Origin of the sequence: Candidatus Caldatribacterium saccharofermentans, assembly GCF_050267035.1 — a bacterium.
In the GTDB taxonomy this organism is placed as follows: Bacteria; Atribacterota; Atribacteria; order Atribacterales; family Caldatribacteriaceae; genus Caldatribacterium; species Caldatribacterium saccharofermentans.
Genome location: NZ_CP187957.1, coordinates 66182 through 85925, shown reverse-complemented (window position 1 = coordinate 85925; position 19744 = coordinate 66182). Strand labels below are relative to the sequence as shown.

17 protein-coding genes are annotated in these 19744 nt (G+C 55.6%); all 17 read left to right on the top strand.

What is annotated here, in order from left to right:
• The first annotated feature begins 10 nt into the window (after positions 1–10).
• The 17 genes from ileS to amrS all read left to right on the top strand — a co-directional run bounded on the left by ileS (position 11) and on the right by amrS (position 19742).
• The gene (gene ileS, locus ACPT9Q_RS00460; protein WP_427365945.1) at positions 11–3154 is read left to right on the top strand and encodes an isoleucine--tRNA ligase; all 3144 of its coding nucleotides are present in this window, start codon (positions 11–13) and stop codon (positions 3152–3154) included.
• Positions 3151–4335: a LysM peptidoglycan-binding domain-containing protein gene (locus ACPT9Q_RS00455; RefSeq protein WP_017872381.1), complete on the top strand. Its 1185-nt coding sequence runs from the start codon at positions 3151–3153 to the stop codon at positions 4333–4335. Before ileS ends, ACPT9Q_RS00455 begins: the two co-directional genes overlap by 4 nt.
• 4 nt (positions 4336–4339) lie before the next feature.
• Entirely contained in the window at positions 4340–4891 is a 552-nt protein-coding gene (locus tag ACPT9Q_RS00450) for an HDIG domain-containing metalloprotein (protein ID WP_017872380.1), read from the top strand.
• Positions 4892–4998: 107 nt separating this feature from the next.
• On the top strand, positions 4999–5427 hold the full coding sequence (locus tag ACPT9Q_RS00445; protein WP_427365943.1) for an Hsp20/alpha crystallin family protein: 429 nt from the start codon (positions 4999–5001) through the stop codon (positions 5425–5427).
• 44 nt (positions 5428–5471) lie between these two features.
• The gene (locus ACPT9Q_RS00440; protein WP_427365942.1) at positions 5472–6536 is read left to right on the top strand and encodes a DnaJ C-terminal domain-containing protein; all 1065 of its coding nucleotides are present in this window, start codon (positions 5472–5474) and stop codon (positions 6534–6536) included.
• A 13-nt stretch (positions 6537–6549) separates the two neighbouring features.
• Complete coding sequence (locus ACPT9Q_RS00435) at positions 6550–6870, top strand: heat shock protein transcriptional repressor HspR (protein ID WP_017872377.1); 321 nt, start codon at positions 6550–6552, stop codon at positions 6868–6870.
• Positions 6860–9292 carry an ATP-dependent Clp protease ATP-binding subunit gene (locus ACPT9Q_RS00430; protein WP_427365940.1) on the top strand — a complete coding sequence of 811 codons (2433 nt, stop codon included), beginning with the start codon at positions 6860–6862 and terminating at the stop codon, positions 9290–9292. Before ACPT9Q_RS00435 ends, ACPT9Q_RS00430 begins: the two co-directional genes overlap by 11 nt.
• 96 nt (positions 9293–9388) lie before the next feature.
• Positions 9389–9874, top strand: coding sequence for an NAD(P)H-dependent oxidoreductase subunit E (locus tag ACPT9Q_RS00425; protein WP_017872375.1), 486 nt, complete (start codon positions 9389–9391; stop codon positions 9872–9874).
• A 3-nt stretch (positions 9875–9877) separates the two neighbouring features.
• Positions 9878–10447 (top strand): ATP-binding protein, encoded by a 570-nt coding sequence (locus ACPT9Q_RS00420; protein ID WP_427365939.1) that lies wholly within the window; start codon positions 9878–9880, stop codon positions 10445–10447.
• Positions 10428–10796 (top strand): NAD(P)H-dependent oxidoreductase subunit E, encoded by a 369-nt coding sequence (locus ACPT9Q_RS00415; protein WP_017872373.1) that lies wholly within the window; start codon positions 10428–10430, stop codon positions 10794–10796. Before ACPT9Q_RS00420 ends, ACPT9Q_RS00415 begins: the two co-directional genes overlap by 20 nt.
• Before the next feature lie 17 nt (positions 10797–10813).
• On the top strand, positions 10814–13894 hold the full coding sequence (nuoF, locus tag ACPT9Q_RS00410) for an NADH-quinone oxidoreductase subunit NuoF (protein WP_427365938.1): 3081 nt from the start codon (positions 10814–10816) through the stop codon (positions 13892–13894).
• On the top strand, positions 13894–14361 hold the full coding sequence (nuoE, locus tag ACPT9Q_RS00405) for an NADH-quinone oxidoreductase subunit NuoE (protein WP_017872371.1): 468 nt from the start codon (positions 13894–13896) through the stop codon (positions 14359–14361). Before nuoF (ACPT9Q_RS00410) ends, nuoE begins: the two co-directional genes overlap by 1 nt.
• 13 nt (positions 14362–14374) lie before the next feature.
• A complete protein-coding gene (gene nuoF / locus ACPT9Q_RS00400; RefSeq protein WP_017872539.1) occupies positions 14375–16021 on the top strand; it encodes an NADH-quinone oxidoreductase subunit NuoF in 1647 nt (548 codons plus the stop codon).
• An 18-nt stretch (positions 16022–16039) separates the two neighbouring features.
• Positions 16040–17809 (top strand): NADH-dependent [FeFe] hydrogenase, group A6, encoded by a 1770-nt coding sequence (locus ACPT9Q_RS00395; RefSeq protein WP_427365937.1) that lies wholly within the window; start codon positions 16040–16042, stop codon positions 17807–17809.
• A gap of 40 nt (positions 17810–17849) precedes the next feature.
• Positions 17850–18233, top strand: a complete 384-nt coding sequence (locus ACPT9Q_RS00390) for a hypothetical protein (RefSeq protein WP_427365936.1) — start codon at positions 17850–17852, stop codon at positions 18231–18233.
• A complete protein-coding gene (gene amrA, locus ACPT9Q_RS00385; RefSeq protein ID WP_017872536.1) occupies positions 18208–18747 on the top strand; it encodes an AmmeMemoRadiSam system protein A in 540 nt (179 codons plus the stop codon). Before ACPT9Q_RS00390 ends, amrA begins: the two co-directional genes overlap by 26 nt.
• Entirely contained in the window at positions 18744–19742 is a 999-nt protein-coding gene (gene amrS / locus ACPT9Q_RS00380; RefSeq protein WP_427365935.1) for an AmmeMemoRadiSam system radical SAM enzyme, read from the top strand. The genes amrA and amrS overlap by 4 nt, the downstream gene beginning before the upstream one ends.
• Positions 19743–19744 lie beyond the last annotated feature (2 nt).

Here is a 19744-nt window from a genome sequence, read left to right as displayed (position 1 = left end):
GTGAAGGGTCTTGTTCCAGTCGCTTCCAAAACTGAGCTATCTCCCGAAGGAAGAAGAGCGTATTCTCTCCTTCTGGAAAGAGCAGCAGATTTTCCAAAAGAGCCTCAGGCTACGAGAGGGATGTCCCCGCTTTACATTTTACGAAGGTCCTCCAACGGCGAATGGCTATCCCCATGCAGGGCATGTTATCGGAAGAAGCATCAAAGACCTCATCCCCCGCTACAAGACGATGTGTGGCTTTTTCGTTCCCCGAAAAGCAGGCTGGGATACCCATGGTCTTCCTGTAGAGCTTGAGGTTGAAAAGGAGCTCGGCATAAGAGGTAAGCAGGATATCGAACGGTTCGGAGTTGAAGCCTTCAATGCTCGATGTAAAGAGAGCGTTTTCCGGTACATCCGGGAGTGGGAGAAGCTGACGGAGCGCCTGGGAATCTGGATGGACCTCGAGCACCCCTACATCACCTGCACTAACGAGTACATCGAGAGCCTCTGGTGGATTCTCAAAGAGCTCTGGAAGCAGGGGCTGCTGTACCAGGGGCACAAGGTCCTTCCGTACTGCCCTCGCTGCGGTACTTCTCTTTCGAGTCATGAGGTTGCCCTGGGGTACCGGGAGACTGACGACCCTTCGGTGTATGTGAAATTCGCCGTCAGGGAAAAAGCAGGGACCTTTTTCCTGGTTTGGACGACCACTCCCTGGACACTGGTAGCCAACGTGGCTTTAGCGGTGGGGAAAGACCTGCCATATGTGGAGATAGAGAGCGAGGACGGCACCAGGTTCATCCTGGGGAAGGAAAGCCTGGGAAAGCTCTTCCAGGAGGGGACTTTCCGAATTCTCCGGGAGATGAAAGGCGAGGACCTTGTTGGTCTTGAGTACGAACCCCTTCTTCCCTTTGTCCGGGCTGAGAAGGGATACAGGGTTTTCGCTGGTGATTTTGTTTCCATGGTGGAAGGCACCGGTATTGTCCATATTGCGCCGGCCTTCGGAGAGGATGACATGCGTCTGGCACAGAAGGAGGGCCTCCCTGTTCTTCAGCCGGTGCTGCCCGATGGAACGTACGATAGTAGTGTTGAGCCATGGAAGGGTCTGTGGGTGAAGGACGCCGACCCGCTCATTATCGACTATCTCCGGAAGGAAGGGAAACTCTTCCGCAAGGAGACCTACCGGCATTCTTATCCTTTTTGCTGGCGGTGTGATACCCCTCTTCTCTACTATGCGAAAGAGAGCTGGTTCATAAAGACTACAGCGTTTCGCGAGCTTCTTTTGGAGAACAATCAGAAGATTCACTGGGTTCCGGAACATATCCGGGATGGGCGCTTTGGGGATTTTCTGGAGAATGTGGTTGACTGGGCACTCTCCCGGGAACGGTACTGGGGGACTCCCCTGAATATCTGGAAATGCGACACCTGTAGGTTTACTGACGCCGTGGGGTCCCTGGAAGAACTGCGTTCCCGTTCCCTTTCTCCCATCGGCGACATTGAACTGCATAGGCCGTACGTAGACCGGGTGCTGCTCTCCTGTCCCCAGTGTGGTGGGGTAATGCGGCGGGTTCCTGAGGTTATCGACTGCTGGTTTGACTCAGGGGCCATGTTCGTGGCCCAGCACCACTATCCCTTCGAGAACCAGGAAGAGTTTGCCCGGAGCTTCCCCGCCGATTTTATCTGTGAGGCCATCGATCAAACCCGGGGATGGTTCTACAGTCTCCATGTTCTGGCGAGCATACTTTTCAGAAGTCCTGCGTTTTTGCATTGCCTTGTGACTGAACTTGGCCTTGATGAGAAAGGGCAGAAAATGAGCAAGCACATTGGCAACGTTGTGGACCCCTGGGACCTCATCGAAGCCTATGGTGCCGATGTGCTTCGCTGGTACATCTTTTCCGTTTCTCCTCCCTGGGTGCCGAAGCGCTTTGGGAAATCAGGTCTGCGTGAAGTCCTCAGCAAGTTTTTCGACACCCTCTGGAATGCCGTGAACTTCTTCATCCTCTATGCCAACATTGACCGTTATATCCCCCCGGATTCCTCGTTTGGGGAACCGGAGCATCTTTTGGACCGCTGGTTGGTGAATGCTTTTAGAGCACTTGTGAAGGAGGTCCGGGAAGCGCTGGACCGTTTCGAGATTTCAAAAGCAGCGAAGTCCCTCGAGGAGTTCGTTATCGAGGACTTGAGTAACTGGTACATTCGCCGTTCCCGGAGGCGTTTCTGGAAATCCCAGTGGGATGGAGAAAAAGCAGGGGCCTATCGAACCCTTTATGCGGTGCTCATGGGACTTACGAAGCTCCTCGCCCCTTTCGTTCCCTTCACTGCGGAACTCCTGTACCAGACCCTTGCGGATCCTTTGCCTTCCCGGAAAGAGAGTGTGCACCTTGAGGATTACCCCGAAATCCAGGAGGAGCTCGTTGACCGGGAGCTTCTGCAATCCATGGATGTGGCGCGGAAACTTGTGAACCTTGGGCGGGCCATACGCAATAAGGCCGGGATCAAGCTCCGCCAGCCTTTAAGGAAAGCCACTCTTGTGCTCCCCAGGGCAGATGAATCCCGTGTTCGGCCATTTGCCGGACTTGTCCAGGATGAACTCAACGTGAAGGATGTTGAGTGGGCTGAGGAGCTCCCGGACACGATTACTGTGCGCCTGAAACCACGTTTTGCTCTTCTTGGTCCTCGCTATGGTGAGAGGGTCAAGGAAATCGCTAAGGCCCTGGCATCCTGTCCGCAGGATGCAGCTCGCAAGTTCCTCCAGGAGGGGCGACTCGTGCTCTCTCTGGCCGGGACAGAGATCGCACTGAGCTTGGACGAGGTTGAGGTTGTTCTTGAGGCCGGTGGTCACTTTTCCGTGGAGAGCGAAGGCCAGTACGCTGTCATTCTCGACACCACTCTCGATGAGGCACTGAAGGAAGAGGGACTGGTTCGTGACTTCGTCCACAGTATTCAGATGTGGCGGAAGGAACTCGGCCTTGATGTCGAGGAACGCGTTGTCCTTCTGCTCTCGGAGGATTCGGACCCATACCTCCTTAGGGTGGTGGAGCGGTACCGGGAATTCATTGAAGAAGAGGTCCTGGCCCAGGAGATCTCTGTGGGTTCGGCTCTCTGTGGTGAGAGTGCGGCAAGAGAGTTCTGCTTTGACGGCAGGAAAGTTTTTTTGAGCTTGAGGAGGTTGGTATGAGGGGTGGGAGGCAAGCTCTGGGGGTGTTGTTCCTCGGGATTCTGTTCCTTCTGGGAAATCAGGGAAGAGCAGAAGGTGTGACCTACCACGAAGTCCAGGCGGGGGAGAACCTCTGGGTGATTTCTCGCCGGTATGGTGTGACTCTCAAAACACTCCTTGAGCTCAATGGTCTCTCAGAGCGGAGCATTCTGTATCCGGGCATGAAAATTCTCATTGAGGGCGAGCGGGATTCCCAGAGTGGCAACCTCCTGTATGAAGTGAAGCAGGGAGACACTCCCTGGGGCATTGCCCGGGAATTCCAGATTCCGGTTCGTCTGCTCCTTGAGGTAAACAACCTCACTGAGAAAAGCATTCTCCGGGTGGGGCAGAAACTCGTGATCCCGCTCTCGGGCGATGGCTACCCGAAGACTTCGGGAAGAGCAACCGCCCAGGGGGTGACTCAGGCACAGGTCCACATTGTCCGTCAGGGTGACTCTCTCTGGCGAATTTCCCGACAGTACGGTGTAGACATGAAGTCGCTGATGAAAGCCAACGGTCTCACCGAAACAAGCATCCTCCAGGTGGGCATGCGCCTCGTTATTCCTAAAGGGACAGGAAAAACTGCTGTTGCATCATCTTCTCCTGCTTCCTCCTGGGAGACGTACACGGTTAAGAAGGGAGATACACTCTGGGGCATTTCCCGGCGCTTTGGTGTCCCTCTGAGGGAACTCCTGCAGGCCAATGGTCTTCAGGAGACGAGTATTCTCCAGATCGGCCAGGTGCTACGGGTCCCCTCGCGGGGCGGTGTTTCTTCTGGACCTCAGAGAGCACAGCAGGGGTTCATCTGGCCAGTGAATGGGCGAATTTCCTCCCGTTTCGGCCCCCGGGGTGGTAGGTTCCATTACGGGGTGGATATTGTTGCTCCTGCGGGGACCGTTGTGCGGGCAGCTGAAAGCGGAGTGGTGAGTTACAGCGGGTGGATGAGTGGATACGGGCGTGTGGTGATCATCACCCATGCTTCGGGATTGCAGACCGTGTACGCCCACAACTCGGTTAATCTCGTGCGAGAAGGGCAGCGGGTGAATAAAGGGGATCCCATTGCCCGGGTGGGTTCAACGGGAAATGCCACCTGTCCTCACCTCCACTTCGAGGTGCGCCGGAACGGTCGCCCGGTGGATCCCCTTGAGTTTTTGAGGCGGTGAGCCTATGACCCGGGAGGAAGCCCTTGCTTTTCTTCAAAAGTACCTCACCCATCGAAATCTCATAAAGCACAGCCTCGCCTGTGAGGCCATTATGGGACGCCTGGCCCAGGTTTTTGGTGAGGACCAGGCGGAGTGGGCCATGGCGGGCCTTCTCCATGACATCGACTACGAGCTCACAAAAGGAGAACCTGAAAAGCACGGCCTTCTTGGGGCGCAGCTTCTCAAAGAAGCTGGATTTTCAGAGGCCATTGTCCTGGCTGTTCGTGCCCACAATGAGATGACGGGGTACCAGCCGGAAGGGCGCATGGCAAAGGCGCTCTGGGCTGTTGACCCAACGAGCGGTTTCATCGTTGCCTGTGTGCTCGTTCATCCCCAAAAGAGCATACGAAATGTGGACGTTGCCTTTCTGCTTTCCCGGTTTCGGGAGAAGGGCTTTGCCCGTGGAGCGAAACGGGAGCAGATACTTTCCTGCAAGGCTCTCGGTCTTCCCCTTGAGGAATTTCTGGGTATTGCGCTTGGGGCTATGCAGGAGCAGGCGGAGACCTTGGAACTCTGACATTTCTCCCTCCTCTTTGACAATTCCTGACGAATCTTGACAAATCTCTGGCAAGCTCGTATAATGCTCCCTGAAAAGTCAAAGAAGGTAAAAGAGAGGTGATTGCCATGGCGATTCCTCGGTTTGATCTCTGGCGGGACATTGCGGACCTTCAGGAACGTGTGGCGAGGCTCTTAGAAGAGAGTTTCCCCACTTACGAGCGCAAGAAAGAGGTGTGGATTCCCCCAGCTGATGTTGTGGAGGATGAGAAGGAAATCGTGGTGTTCTTGGACCTTCCTGGAGTGGATCAGAAGAACATCGAGATCAGCGTTTCCGGTGACCAGGTTACGGTAAAAGGGGAACGCAAACCCCTTGATGGGGAGGTTCGCTTCCTCCGCCAGGAGAGGGTTTACGGTCCCTTCTCCAGGGCATTTGCCCTTCGGGTTCCTGTGGACGTTGATCGGGTCACTGCAACCTACCGGAATGGCGTTTTAGAGATTCGCCTTCCCAAGGTTGAGGAACAGAGAGCACGACGGATTGTCATTCAGGAAAGCTGAGAGAGGGGGGAGAGGTCTTCTCTCCCCCTGGGGGTGAACGGAACATGGAGTTCAAAGACTACTATGCCATCCTTGGTGTCCCAAGGAATGCCGACGAGAAAGAAATCAAAAGGGCCTACCGGCGTCTTGCCAGAAAATATCACCCGGACCTCAACCCGGGAGACAAAGAAGCGGAGAGGAAGTTCAAGGAAATCAACGAGGCCTACGAGGTGCTGAGCGATCCTGAGAAACGGAAGCGTTACGATGAGCTTGGGGCAGCCTGGGCAACTTACGGCCACAGAGATACTGAGGCGTTTTGGCAGGACTTCTACCGCCGGTATGGTCAGTCGGCGAGGGCTTCTTCGTCGGAATTTACCACGGACTTCGAATTTGGGGATTTCAGCGATTTCTTCAAAATGTTTTTTGGGGACCTCCTGGGTGACCGCCTTCGTTCCCGAAGGGCAACGACCTTCCGTTTCTTTACATCTCCCGAGGGCGGTTTTACCGCCACGGAAGAGAAGAGACGACGGGATGTTGTTCAGGATGTGGAGATTTCTTTTGAGGAGAGCTTCCAGGGTACTTCCCGGAATATCCGTGTGGAGTACGAGGAAATCTGCTCCTCCTGTGGCGGAACGGGAGAGGAACGGATGGGTGGAAGGTGTCGCGTCTGTGGCGGAGCGGGAGTAGAGAAAAAAAGCAAAACCGTCAGCGTGACCATTCCTGCGGGGGTGAGCGATGGAACGAAACTCCGGGTGCCCGGGGTTGCAGGTGGGAGGGATCTGTACCTTCAGGTTCGGGTTCGACCCCACGCCTTCTTCAGGCGTGATGGGGACGATGTGCTTTTAGACCTTCCCTTGACCTTTCCTGAGGCAGCACTGGGAACGGAGATTGAGGTCCCGACGCTTTTGGGAAAGGTTCGGATGAAGGTTCCTCCCGAGACGCAGAACGGAACGGTATTCCGCCTTCGGGGTCTGGGGTTCCCGAAACGGGGGAATAGTGGTCGGGGAGACCAGCTGGTGAAGGTTCACGTTGTGGTTCCCCAGGGGCTCACCGAGAGGGAACGGGAGCTCCTCCGGGAGTTTGCTGCACTTCGCAAGGAGAACCCGAGGAAACATCTCCTCAGTGCGTGAGGAGGCGAAAGGCATGAAGAAGAAATTTCAGGGGGAGATGGAGTACCTGACCATTGGGGTTGTGGCAGAGATGACCCAGGTTCATCCCCAGACTCTGCGTTACTACGAACGGGTGGGTCTCATCACGCCCAAGCGGGGCAGGGGAAATGTGCGTTTCTACACCCAGAGTGATGTGGAGAGAATTCGGCGTATCAAAGTGCTGACCCAGGATATGGGGGTGAATCTGGCGGGGGTGGAGATTATTTTGCGGCTGAGTGATCAGCTTGAAAGGCTTCGGCGTGAAAAGGAAGAGCTTGAACGGAAGAGGAAGGAGGAGAAAGCCGATGCGGTTTGACCAGTTCACCGAAAAAGCCAAGGAGGCCATTGCTCTTGCGCAGGACCTGCTCCTTGAATACCACCACAATCAGCTCGATGTGGAACACCTCTTGCTTGCACTTTTGAAGCAGCCTAATGGTTTGGCACCACAGATCCTTGAACGATGTGGGGTCCATCCGCAGGTTCTGGAGCGAGAACTTGAGGAGGCCCTCGAGCGGTACCCGAAGATTTACTACCAGGGTTCCCAGGAAATGCAAATTTACATCACTCCCCGGGCAAAGTCGGTTCTTACCGGGGCAGAGGAAGAAGCCAAGCGTTTGAAGGACGAATACGTGGGGGTGGAACATCTCCTCATCGCCATTGCTCGAGAGGAAACGGGTGCAAGTTACCGCCTGCTTCGTACCCATGGCATTGATGTTGAAAAAATCTACCGGGCCCTTCAGGAAATCCGCGGGCACCGGCGGGTGGAAGATCCGCACGCCGAGGGGAAATACATGGCCCTCGAGCGGTATGGAAGGGATCTCACGCGGCTTGCCAGGGAAGGGAAACTTGACCCGATCATTGGTCGGGAGGAAGAAATACGACGGGTGATCCAGATTTTGAGCCGGAAAACCAAGAACAACCCTGTCCTCATTGGAGATCCAGGTGTTGGGAAAACTGCCATTGTCGAGGGCCTTGCCCAGAAAATCGTTCGAGGTGAGGTGCCGGAGAGCCTCAAGAACAAGAGGATTGTTGCTCTGGACATGGGAGCGCTGCTTGCTGGGGCAAAGTTCCGCGGAGAGTTTGAAGAGCGGCTGAAGGCGGTGCTTGAAGAGGTCCAGAAATCCGAGGGGAAGATTATCCTCTTCATCGATGAGCTCCACACAGTAGTGGGGGCAGGAGCAGCAGAAGGAGCTATTGATGCGGCCAATCTCCTGAAGCCTGCCCTGGCAAGGGGGGAACTCCGCTGCATTGGGGCAACGACGCTTGATGAGTACCGGAAGTACATTGAGAAAGATCCGGCCCTGGAACGGCGATTCCAGCCAGTCTATGTCGGCGAACCGAGTGTTGAGGAAACCAAAGAAATCCTTCGAGGGTTGCGGGATCGGTATGAAGCTCACCATAAGGTGAAAATCAGCGATGAAGCAATTTGTGCTGCCTGCGAGCTGGCGAGCAAATACATCACTGACCGGTTTCTGCCGGACAAAGCCATTGACCTTATGGATGAGGCAGCCAGTAAAAAACGGATTGAACTGGAGAGTGTTCCTCAGGAACTGCGTGAAATGGAAGAACGGCTGCAGCAACTGGCAAAAGAAGGCATGGCTGCGGTGCAGGCGCAGGAGTACGAGAAGGCTGCGCGTTTGAGGGATGAAGCCGAGGCGCTGCAGAAGCGTTACCAGGAAGAGAAAGAGAAGTGGCTCAGGCAGAGATCGTTGAACGAAGTGGTTACCGAAGAGGACATCGCTCAGATTGTTTCAAGCTGGACTGGTATTCCGGTGTCAAAGCTCCTTGAGGAGGAACGCAAAAAACTCCTGAACATGGAGGAAGAACTCCACAGGAGGGTAGTGGATCAGGAAGAGGCAGTTCATGCGGTAGCGGAAGCCATTCGTCGTTCTCGGGCTGGTATATCCGAAGGGCGGCGGCCCATTGGTTCCTTCCTTTTCTTGGGTCCCACAGGAGTCGGGAAGACCGAACTGGCCAAGGCTCTGGCTGAGTTCCTGTTTGGTGACGAGGGAGCGCTCCTGCGCCTTGATATGTCCGAGTACATGGAGAAACACGCCGTTTCCCGTCTCATTGGTGCTCCTCCGGGATATGTGGGATACGAGGAGGGAGGACAGCTCACAGAAGTTGTCCGGCGAAGACCCTACCAGGTTATTCTTTTCGACGAAGTGGAAAAGGCCCATCCCGATGTGTTCAACATTTTCCTTCAGATTCTCGATGACGCTCGCCTGACCGATGGTCAGGGGAGAACGGTGGACTTTTCCAACACGGTGATCATTATGACCTCAAACCTGGGGAGCCAGTACTTCCGGGGTATTGACCCTGAGGACAAAGATGCAGTGCGGAGAGTGAAAGAGCGGGTTCTCGAGGAAGTCCACCGGTACTTTAAGCCCGAGTTCATCAACCGCATTGACGAAATCATCGTTTTCCACCCCCTGACCAGGAAAGAAATTCAGGCCATCGTGGACCTTCTCATCTCTCGGCTTCGAAAACGTCTCAGAGAACAGAATATGGATATCGTCCTCACCGATGAGGCACGGGAGTACCTTGCCGAAAGAGGTTACGATCCAGATTTCGGGGCTCGTCCCCTGCGGCGGCTCATCCAGCGGACCATCGAAAGCCCGCTTTCTGCGGAACTCATCCGGGGGACGTTCCAGCCTGGAGATACCATTGAAGTGTACGTGGAAAATGGGGTCCTGAAGCTTCGTCGCCTTGAAGCGCGAGCCACAATCGGTGTGTGAGGTTTGTGGAGGTGCCTGGATTGCTCTCTTGTTGAGATACACTGTTCGTTAGTTTATAATATTGAAAAACTTACGTTCCAGCGGGAGGAGAACCAAATGGCGCAGGCAGTGGCAGAGCATGGGTCGAGAGAACAGGAAGAACTTCTGGAACAGGCTCTCGAGGAATTTCGGGGAAAACCCGGAGTGCTCATCCAGGCCCTCCACAGAGCCCAGAACCTCATCGGGTATCTTCCTCCCTGGGTGCTGAAGAAGGTCTCCCAGGTACTCAACGTTCCCCTGAGTGAAGTCTATGGCGTGGTGACCTTCTACCACTTCTTTTCCATGAAGCCCAGGGGGAAGCACGTGATTCAGGTGTGTCTTGGAACAGCGTGCTACGTCCGGGGAGGACAGGAAATCCTCGATCGCTTGCGGGAAGAACTCCAGGTGGAGGTTGGAGGCGTTACGCCAGACGGGTTGTTCTCCCTTGAGGTCATGCGCTGTGCAGGGGCATGTGGGCTGGCACCAGTCATGCGTGTCGATAACGATGTCCACAAACGGGTGAACCCGTCCCAGGTTATGGACATCCTCAAGGATTACCAGTGAGGAATGAAGGAGCTCTCGCTCCATATTCTTGACCTTGTGGAGAACGCTCTCCGGGCGGGGGCGCGGAGAATCACCATTTCCCTTCTCGAAGACTCGGCGAGAGACCTCTTGGAAATGGTTGTTGAGGATGACGGAAGAGGGATGGATGAGAAAACACGGCAGCAGGCTGTGGACCCCTTCTTCTCTACGAAAGGGAAAAAAGTCGGCCTGGGTCTCCCTCTTATTGCCCAGCTGAGCAAGCAGTGTGGGGGAAACCTTGAGATTACCTCGGAGGAAGGCAAGGGAACCAGGGTGAAAGCGACTTTTCGCCGGAGCCATATCGATGTGCCCCCTTTGGGGGATCTTGCGGAAACCCTCTTTGTCCTTCTTGCCTCTCATCCTGAGGTTGAATTCATCTTTTCCCATGAGGTGAATGGACGTCGTTTTTCTTTTAGAAGCAGTGAGGTTTTCAGAGCATTGGGGATAGAAAACCCTGGAGGAAACCCTGTGCTCCTCTCTGCTCTGCGAGACTGGATTGCCTATCACGAAAATACCCTGAGGGAGGGACAGACAAATGAAGATTACAAGCCTTGAGGATTTGAAGAGGATTAAGGAAGAAGCCCAGAAAAGGGCACTCCTCCGGGAAGGGAAGGCGGAGTACAAAATCACAGTGCATATGGGTACATGCGGGATTGCTGCAGGGGCAAGACAGGTAATGGCTGCGATTCTTGACGAGATTGCAAAGCGGAACCTGACGAACGTTCTGGTAACCCAGGCAGGGTGTATCGGGCTCTGCGATCGCGAGCCCCTGGTGAGCATCGAGAAAGGAACAGAGCGTGTGCTCTACGGAGACCTCACTCCCGAGAAGGCCCGCCAGCTCGTAGCTTCACATATCGTCAATGGGCAAATCGTGGGGGACTGGGTCGTTCATACTGAACGCTGAGGTGAGGAGGCAGGAATATGGCTGGCGTTGAACGGAGCCAGATACTTCTCTGTGCAGGAGCAGCGTGCATTTCCTCAGGTGCCCTCCGGGTCAAAGAGGCCTTGCTTCGAGAGATGCAGAAGAACGGCCTGGAGGGAGAGGTGCGGCTGATTGAAACCGGTTGTGTTGGTCCGTGCAACCTCGGTCCTCTGGCTATCATCTACCCTGAAGGTGTGTTCTACCAGAAGCTCACTCCAGAGGATGCACGTGAGATTGTTGAGGAGCACCTCCTGAAGGGCCGGGTGGTGGAGCGACTCCTCTACCAGCCTCCCCAGGAAGAGCGCAAGAAGTTCCTTCGAGAAATCGCGTTCTTTGAGAAACAGAAAAAGATTGCCCTTCGAAACTGTGGTCTCATCGACCCTCTCAACATCGAAGACTATATCGCCCGGGATGGGTACCTTGCTCTCGCTAAGGTGCTCACTGAGATGACCCCTGAGGAGGTCATCGAAGTGGTGAAACGCTCAGGCCTTCGGGGTCGAGGAGGAGCAGGCTTCCCCACAGGGCTCAAGTGGGAATTCACCCGGAGGGCAAAGGGAGAGCCAAAGTACGTCATCTGCAACGCCGATGAAGGCGATCCGGGAGCGTTTATGGACCGGAGTATCCTCGAAGGTGATCCTCACTCGGTGCTTGAAGCCATGGCCATTGCGGGGTACGCCATAGGGGCGAACCAGGGATACGTCTACGTCCGGGCCGAATATCCCCTTGCGGTGGAACGTCTTGAACATGCCATCGAACAGGCAAGGGAATATGGTCTTCTGGGGAGGAACATCCTGGGGAGCGGTTTTTCGTTTGATGTGGAGATTCGTATCGGAGCAGGAGCCTTCGTTTGCGGAGAGGAGACGGCGCTCATTGCCTCCGTTGAGGGGAAACGGGGCATGCCCCGTCCCAAACCTCCCTTCCCCGCCCAGCAGGGTCTCTGGGGCAAGCCCACGGTGATCAACAACGTTGAGACCTATGCGAATATCCCGCCCATCATCCTCAACGGGCCTGAGTGGTTCCGAAGTATTGGCACAGAGGGCAGCAAGGGAACGAAGGTTTTTGCTTTAGCTGGGGACGTGGTGAACACCGGGCTTGTGGAGGTCCCCATGGGCATCACCCTGGGGGAGATCGTGTACGATCTCGGTGGAGGTATTCGGGATGGAAAAAAACTCAAGGCCGTCCAGATCGGTGGGCCCTCTGGAGGGTGCATTCCGGTTGAGCACCTGAACGTGCAGATTGATTATGACTCCCTGAAGGAGCTCGGAGCCATCATGGGGTCCGGTGGGCTCATCGTGATGGACGAAGACACCTGCATGGTGGACCTTGCCCGCTTCTTCCTTGAGTTTGTTCAGGACGAGTCCTGCGGGAAGTGCACACCCTGTCGTATTGGGACCAAGAGGATGCTCGAGATTCTCGAGCGCATCGTGGCAGGAGAGGGCCAAGAGGGAGACATTGAGCTCCTTGAGGACCTTGCCGAGCAGATCAAATCCACGGCACTCTGTGGTCTGGGGCAAACTGCTCCCAATCCTGTTCTCAGCACGTTGCGGTATTTCCGCGACGAGTACGAAGCGCACATCCGGGAAAAGCGCTGCCCCGCGGTTGTCTGCCGGGGGCTCTTCCGGGCTCCCTGCCAGCATGCCTGTCCTCTGGGGATTGACATTCCTGCCTACGTTTCCCTGGTGAAGGATGGGGACTACATTGGGGCTCTCCAGGTCATTCGGGAGGACAACCCTCTCCCCTCGGTATGCGGCAGAGTGTGTCACCGACCCTGTGAGTCGAAGTGTCGCCGGGGACAGCTCGATGAACCTGTGGCCATTGACGACATCAAGCGATTCGTTGCGGATTATGCCCGGAAGAACCGTATTGTTCTCCCAGTTGTCCTTGAGAAGAAACGCAATGCTTCTGTAGCCGTGGTTGGCTCTGGACCGGCAGGTCTTACCTGTGCCTACTACCTTGCCCGGTTTGGGTACGACGTCACCGTTTTCGAAGCTCTTCCTGTGGCGGGGGGTATGCTGGCGGCTGGTATCCCGGCGTACCGCCTTCCCAGGGAGGCTCTGGAGTACGACCTTGCTCAGATACAGGCAATGGGGGTTCGCATCCAGTGCAATACGGCTCTGGGTCGTGACGTTACCCTTTCCGAGCTTCGTGAAAAGTTTGACGCCGTTTTCCTTGGTATTGGAGCCTGGAAGAGTGTTCCTCTGGGTGTGCCTGGAGAGGAACTTGAGGGTGTCGTTCCGGCTCTCGAGTTCCTGAAGGCGATCAACCTCGGTCAGGATGTTCCTCGACCAAAACGGGCAGTGGTTGTCGGAGGAGGAAACGCCGCTATGGACGCGGCACGAACACTCCTTCGTCTTGGAGCCGAAGTTCACGTTGCCTACCGCCGCACACGGAGCGAGATGCCGGCTATCCCTGAGGAAATTGAAGACGCGGAGAAGGAAGGTGTCATTTTCCACTTCCTTGTGGCTCCTCTGGAGATTGTGGGAGAAAATGACAGAGTTCGAGGGATTCGCTTCCAGAGAATGCGCCTTGGGGAGTTCGACCGAAGTGGCCGGAGGCGGCCTGTGCCGATTGAAGGTGCGGAGCTTTTCCTGGAATGTGACCTTGTTGTCAGTGCAGTGGGTCAGAAACCGGACCTTTCGGGAATTGTGGAAGGCCTTGCTCTTGATGCGCGGGGGAACGTCGCAGTGGATCGCTACACCCTCGCGACGTCTCTTGAGGGAGTCTTCGCGGGGGGAGACGCTGTTGGTCAGGAAGCAACGGTGGTGCATGCCATGGCACTTGGCAAGAAAGCCGCGTACAGCATTCACGATTACCTTCGCAGGAAACTTCAGGAAGAGGAAGAACTCGTTGTCCGCCCGGAGCGACCGAGAATCCTCGAGGAACCCCCGGTTGTGCAGGAGATTCCCCGGGTGCACCCGCCGGAGGTTCCCGTCACAGAGCGGGTCAAGGGGTTTGCAGAGGTGAGGCTTACCCTTGATGAAGATGACGTGCGCCGTGAGGCGGGACGTTGCCTCCGGTGCGACCTTGAGAAGATCCTCAGGCGGTATCAGGAAGCACTGGCAGCAGAGGAGGGAAGCTGATGAACACGCCTTTTGTGTACCAGGATGTTGAAGAGATTCTTTCACGGTACGAGAAAGAAGAAACACCCCTGCTGTGCGTTCTTGAGGACATTCAGGAGAAGTGGGGATATCTTCCCCGCGACGTTCTGGGGTACGTTGCCAGGCGCCTGGGTATCCCCTCAAGCACTGTTTATGGAGTTGCGACCTTCTATGCCTTTCTTGAGGTCCGTCCAGTTGGGAAGTACGTCATCCGGGTGTGTAAGAGTACCCCGTGTCATGTGAGGGGAGCTACAAACGTCCTTGAGGCTCTCAAGAGGGAACTTGGTATCCGTGAGGGAGAAACGACAAAAGATGGGAGGTTCACGCTTGAGGTTACAAGTTGCCTGGGGGTTTGTGGTGTTGCCCCGGCGATGATGGTCAACGATGTCACCTACGGGAACCTCACGGAGGAACGTATTCGGGAAATCCTGGCGCTTTATCGGGAGTGAGGGAGGTAGGGGGATGTTTTACCGTGCTCATGTCCTTGTGGAGATGACGAGTGGTTCAGTAGCCTTAGGAGCAGCTCAGGTGAAGGAGCAGTTCGAGCGGGAGATTGCCAGGGTTGGACTTGAGAATGAGGTGAAGGTCCTTGAGACAGGGAGTTTTGGAGCTGCTCTCCCCTCTCCCTTTGTGGTGGTGTACCCGGATAACGTTATCTATGCCCCTGTGAATGTCCGGGACGTTCGAAGGATTGTTGAGGAGCACCTCCTCAAAGGAAGGGTTGTGAGGGAGCTTCTCTTTGCCGGTGAATGGGGTGGTGGAGTTGCCACCTTCATTCCGCCTTCTCCTCTGAAAAAAGAGAAGCGGATTGTCCTTCGCAACAGCGGTCTTATTGATCCTCTCAACATCGAAGACTACATTGCCCGGGATGGGTACCTTGCTCTCGCTAAGGTGCTCACCGAGATGACCCCTGAGGAGGTCATCGAAGTGGTGAAACGCTCGGGCCTTCAGGGTCGAGGAGGAGCAGGCTTCCCCACAGGACTTAAGTGGGAATTCACCCGGAAGGCAGATGGGGAAGAGAAATACATCGTGTGCAACGCTGATGAGGGAGAGCCAGGGACCTTTAAGGATCGCCTGATTCTCGAAGGTGACCCTCACTCGGTGCTTGAAGCCATGGCCATTGCAGGGTACGCAGTGGGGGCAAGGATGGGGTACATTTATGTCCGGGCGGAGTATCCCCAGAGCATCAGGCACCTTGAGGTTGCTATTGCCCAGGCCAAGGAACGGGGACTTCTTGGAGAGAGGATCCTCGGGACTTCCTTCTCCTTCGACGTGAAAATTCGGAGGGGGGCCGGTGCATACGTTTGTGGCGAAGAAACCGCGTTGCTTGAATCCATTGAGGGCAAACGCGGGGAGCCACGCGTGAAGCCTCCCTATCCTCCTCAAAAAGGGCTGTGGGGAAAACCGACGGTCATCAACAACGTCGAAACCCTGGCCAACATTCCGCCCATCATTCTCAATGGACCTGACTGGTTCCGGAGTATTGGTACTCCTACCTGTCCTGGAACGAAGGTCTTTACCCTTACCGGGAATGTGAATAATCTCGGTCTTGTGGAAGTCCCCATGGGGATTACCCTGAGGGAACTTGTTTTTGACATTGGAGGAGGTGTCCGGGGGGGATACGGTCTCAAGCTCGTGCAGACTGGCGGTCCCTCGGGAGGAACGATGACGCCGGATCTCCTCGACGTTCCCATGGCCTTTGATACCTTGCCGCGGTACAATTCGGCTTTGGGTTCAGGGGCCCTCACGGTTATCGACGATACCCACTGCATTGTGGACATCGTGAGGAACTTTGCTGAGTTTTTCCTCCACGAGTCCTGCGGGAAATGCACTCCCTGCCGGGTTGGTGGGAAGCGTATTGTTGACATCCTCGAACGTATCAGTGCAGGAGCAGGGTCGCCGGAGGATCTGGAAAAGCTGCGGTACCTTGGTCAGCATATGAAGGTTACAGCCTTCTGTGGCCTCGGACAGGCTGCTCCGAATCCTCTCCTGCGGTGTCTGGAGTTCTTCAAGGAAGAGTTTGAGGTCCACGTGCGGGAGAAGCATTGTCCTCAGGGTGTCTGCACGATGAGACCAAAACCACAGCCGAAAAAAACTGTACGTGTGTGATGGGGGAGTGAGCAGTCGATGGCCAAAACACTCAGAGAAGAAGTTGCTGAGAAGGCCCAGGCGGTGTCTCTTGTGACCATCACCATTGATGGTCGGGAAGTTCAGGTTCCCGAAGGAGTGACAATTCTTGAAGCGTGCCGCATGGAGGGCATTCATATTCCCACGCTGTGCTACCTTGAGGGTCTGAGTGCCTGGGGTGGTTGCCGTATCTGCGTGGTTGAGGTTGAAGGGCAACCGAACCTTGCTGCCTCGTGCGTAACCCCGGTTCGGGAGGGAATGAAGATCTGGACCTCCTCGAAAAAGGTTCGGGAGGCTCGCAAGACGAACCTTGAGTTGCTCCTCTCCAACCACCCCCTGGATTGCCAGCTCTGTGACCGCAACGGTTCCTGTGAGTTGCAGGAACTGGCGTATCAGTTCGGAGTTCGGGAAATCCGTTTCCAGGGAGAGCGGAAGGTCTACGAGGTTGACCAGAGCAGCCCCTCGGTGAAAAGAGATCCGAACCGCTGTATTCTGTGCGGCCGCTGCGTGAGAACCTGTCGGGAGGTTCAGACTGTCTGTGCCATTGATTTTGCCAATCGGGGATTTGACACTGTCATCAGTCCTTCTTTGGGCTTACCCCTTGGGGAGAGCGTGTGCGTGAACTGTGGTCAGTGCATTCTTGCCTGCCCCACAGGGGCACTTTCTGAAGTGAGCCACGTGGAGATGGTTTGGGAGGCTATCAACGATCCGGAGAAATTCGTCATCCTTCAGACTGCTCCTGCAATCCGCGTCAGCATTGGTGAGCCCTTTGGGCTTCCTCCTGGAACCGTGACCACGGGGAAAATGGTTGCGGCCTTCCGTCGTCTTGGCTTTGACCGAGTCTTCGACACAAACTTTGCTGCGGACCTCACCATTATCGAGGAAGGCCATGAGTTCATTGCCCGCTTGAAGCAGGGTGGGAAACTTCCTCTCATTACCTCCTGTAGCCCTGGATGGATTAAGTTCATGGAGCATTTCTACCCCGAGCTCATGGAAAACGTTTCGACCTGTAAGTCTCCCCAGCAGATGTTTGGCGCAGTAGCGAAGACGTACTATGCACAGAAGCTTGGCGTTGATCCGAAAGACATGGTCGTTGTTTCCATCATGCCCTGTACGGCGAAAAAGTTCGAGTGCCAGCGTGATGAGATGTGTGCCAGCGGGTTCCGGGACGTAGACTTCTCCCTCACTACTCGTGAGGCTGCGCGCATGCTGAAGGAGAAAGGCATCGATCTCAAGGAGATGCCCGAGGAGGACTTCGACGACCCCCTAGGCATATCGACTGGAGCTGCGGCGGTCTTTGGGGCTACCGGAGGGGTCATGGAGGCCGCTTTGCGTTCGGTGTACGAGATTCTTACGGGAAAGACCTTAGAGAAGCTCGACTTCTATAGCGTCCGGGGCATGGATGGGGTGAAGGAAGCCACGGTGGACATTAACGGTATGGAAATCCATGTGGCGGTTGCCCATGGTTTGGGGAACGCCCGAAAAGTTCTCGACCAGGTGAAGGCAGGTCATTCCAAATACCACTTTATTGAGATTATGGCCTGTCCTGGAGGATGCATTGGTGGTGGTGGGCAGCCCATTCCTACAAACCTCGAAATCCGCATGAAACGGATTGAAGCTATCTACCAGGTCGACCGGAGCCTGCCTTTGCGAAAATCCCATGAAAACCCGGCCATTAAGCGTCTCTATGAAGAATTCCTGGGTGAGCCCAACGGAGAAAAGGCCCACCATCTGCTCCACACGCACTATGTCCCGCGGGAGCGAATGTAGGTTCTTCCTGGCCCTTGATCCCGGGCGGGAGAAGGTGGGAGTGGCGGTTCTCGGAGAGGATGGCAGTGTGGCCTTCCGGGGGGTCTTCCCCCTTGAAGGTGTACAGGAGGTGCTCCGGAAGCTCCATATGGAGTATGCCTTCGATACGGCCGTTTTGGGGGGGAGCACGGGCAGCGATCTGGTGCTCCCCCTCCTTGAAGGTTTGGGAGTGCTTGTCCACCGTGTGGATGAGCGAGGAAGCTCGGAAGAAGCTCGGAGGCTGTATCTTCAGGAGTGCTTTGGGAGAGGTTGGGGGCGTTTTCTGGCGTTCTTTGTGTCCCTCTGCTCTTCCCGGAGCCTTGACGACTGGCAGGCCGTGGTGATTGGCCGGAGATTCCTGAAGGGGTGCGGAAAGTCCCATGAGCGAGGAAGAACGCTTCCGTGAGGATGTGGTTTGGCTTGCCCGTGAGGCTATTGCTCACTATCTGAAGACAGGAGAGTACCTCCCCGTTCCTGCACACCTGCATCCCCGTCTTTACCAGGAGCGCCGGGGGGTTTTTGTCTCCCTGAAAAAAGGCAAGGCGCTCCGGGGATGCATTGGCACGTACCTCCCCCAGTGTGCGAATCTCGCCGAAGAGATCGTTCGGAATGCGGTGAGTGCTGCGATTCATGACCCCCGATTTCCCCCGGTGACGCTCCGGGAACTGGATGAACTCACTATCTCGGTCGATATCCTGAGTCCACCTGAAATGGTGCAGGACTACCGTGCCCTGGATCCCAAAAAGTACGGCGTCATCGTGGAGAGCGGATGGAAGAGGGGCCTGCTTTTGCCCGATATTGAAGGAGTCGAGACTGTGGAGGAGCAGATTCGTATCGCTTCGGCAAAGGCAGGCATTGCTCCTCAAGAGCCTGTGACTGTGTACCGCTTCACGGTTGAGCGGTACAAGGAGAGGAAATGAAGGAAGCGCGGTTTTTCCAGAAGGGCGAAGCCCAGGAGGTCCAGTGCGGCCTCTGCCCCCATCACTGCCGCCTCAGTGAAGGGAAAACGGGGGTGTGCCGTGTTCGGAAGAACATCCGTGGAACCCTCTATGCTCTCACCTACGGGAAGGTCACATCTATCGCCCTTGACCCTGTAGAGAAAAAACCCCTGTACCACTTCTACCCTGGTCGGGACATCCTCTCTGTGGGGAGCGTGGGCTGCAACTTCCGGTGCCCGTTTTGCCAGAACTGGCATATTTCCCAGGTAGGCCCAGAGGAGTACCCCCTCTATGACGTTACCCCGGAGGCGTTGCTGTGTCTGGCTGAAGAGAAGGCATCTTTAGGGATTTCCTTTACTTACAACGAGCCCTTTATCTGGTGGGAGTTTGTGTACGACGTGGCGGTGCTCTTTCGGGACCGGGGTCTGAAGAACGTTCTTGTGACCAACGGCTACGTAGAGAAGGAACCTCTGCGGGAGCTTTTGCCCCTCATTGACGCCATGAATATCGATTTGAAGGCGTTCGATGAAGACTTTTACCGCAGGTACTGTCGGGCACATCTAGCTCCGGTGCTTGCAACGATTGAGCAGGCGCTTGAGGCTGGTGTTCATGTGGAGCTCACCCACCTTGTGGTGACCGGTCTCAATGACGATCTGGAGAAGTTCCGGAACCTTGTTGACTGGGTTGCTACCCTTTCTTCCTCCATCCCTCTCCACATTTCCCGGTATTTTCCGGCATATGAACTCTCTCATCCGCCGACCTCCATTGCCTTTCTGGAGAGGGCGTTCCAGATTGCCCGGGAAAAGCTCCCCTTTGTGTACCTCGGTAATGTATGGGATGAAGCAAAGAACTCGACGTTTTGCCCTTCCTGCGGGAACGTAGTGGTGGTTCGGCGGGGGTACAACGTCCAGGTTGTGGGTCTTGATGGATCCCGATGCCGTTTCTGTGGAAACGAGCTCCCCTTTGTGCTTTCGTGAGA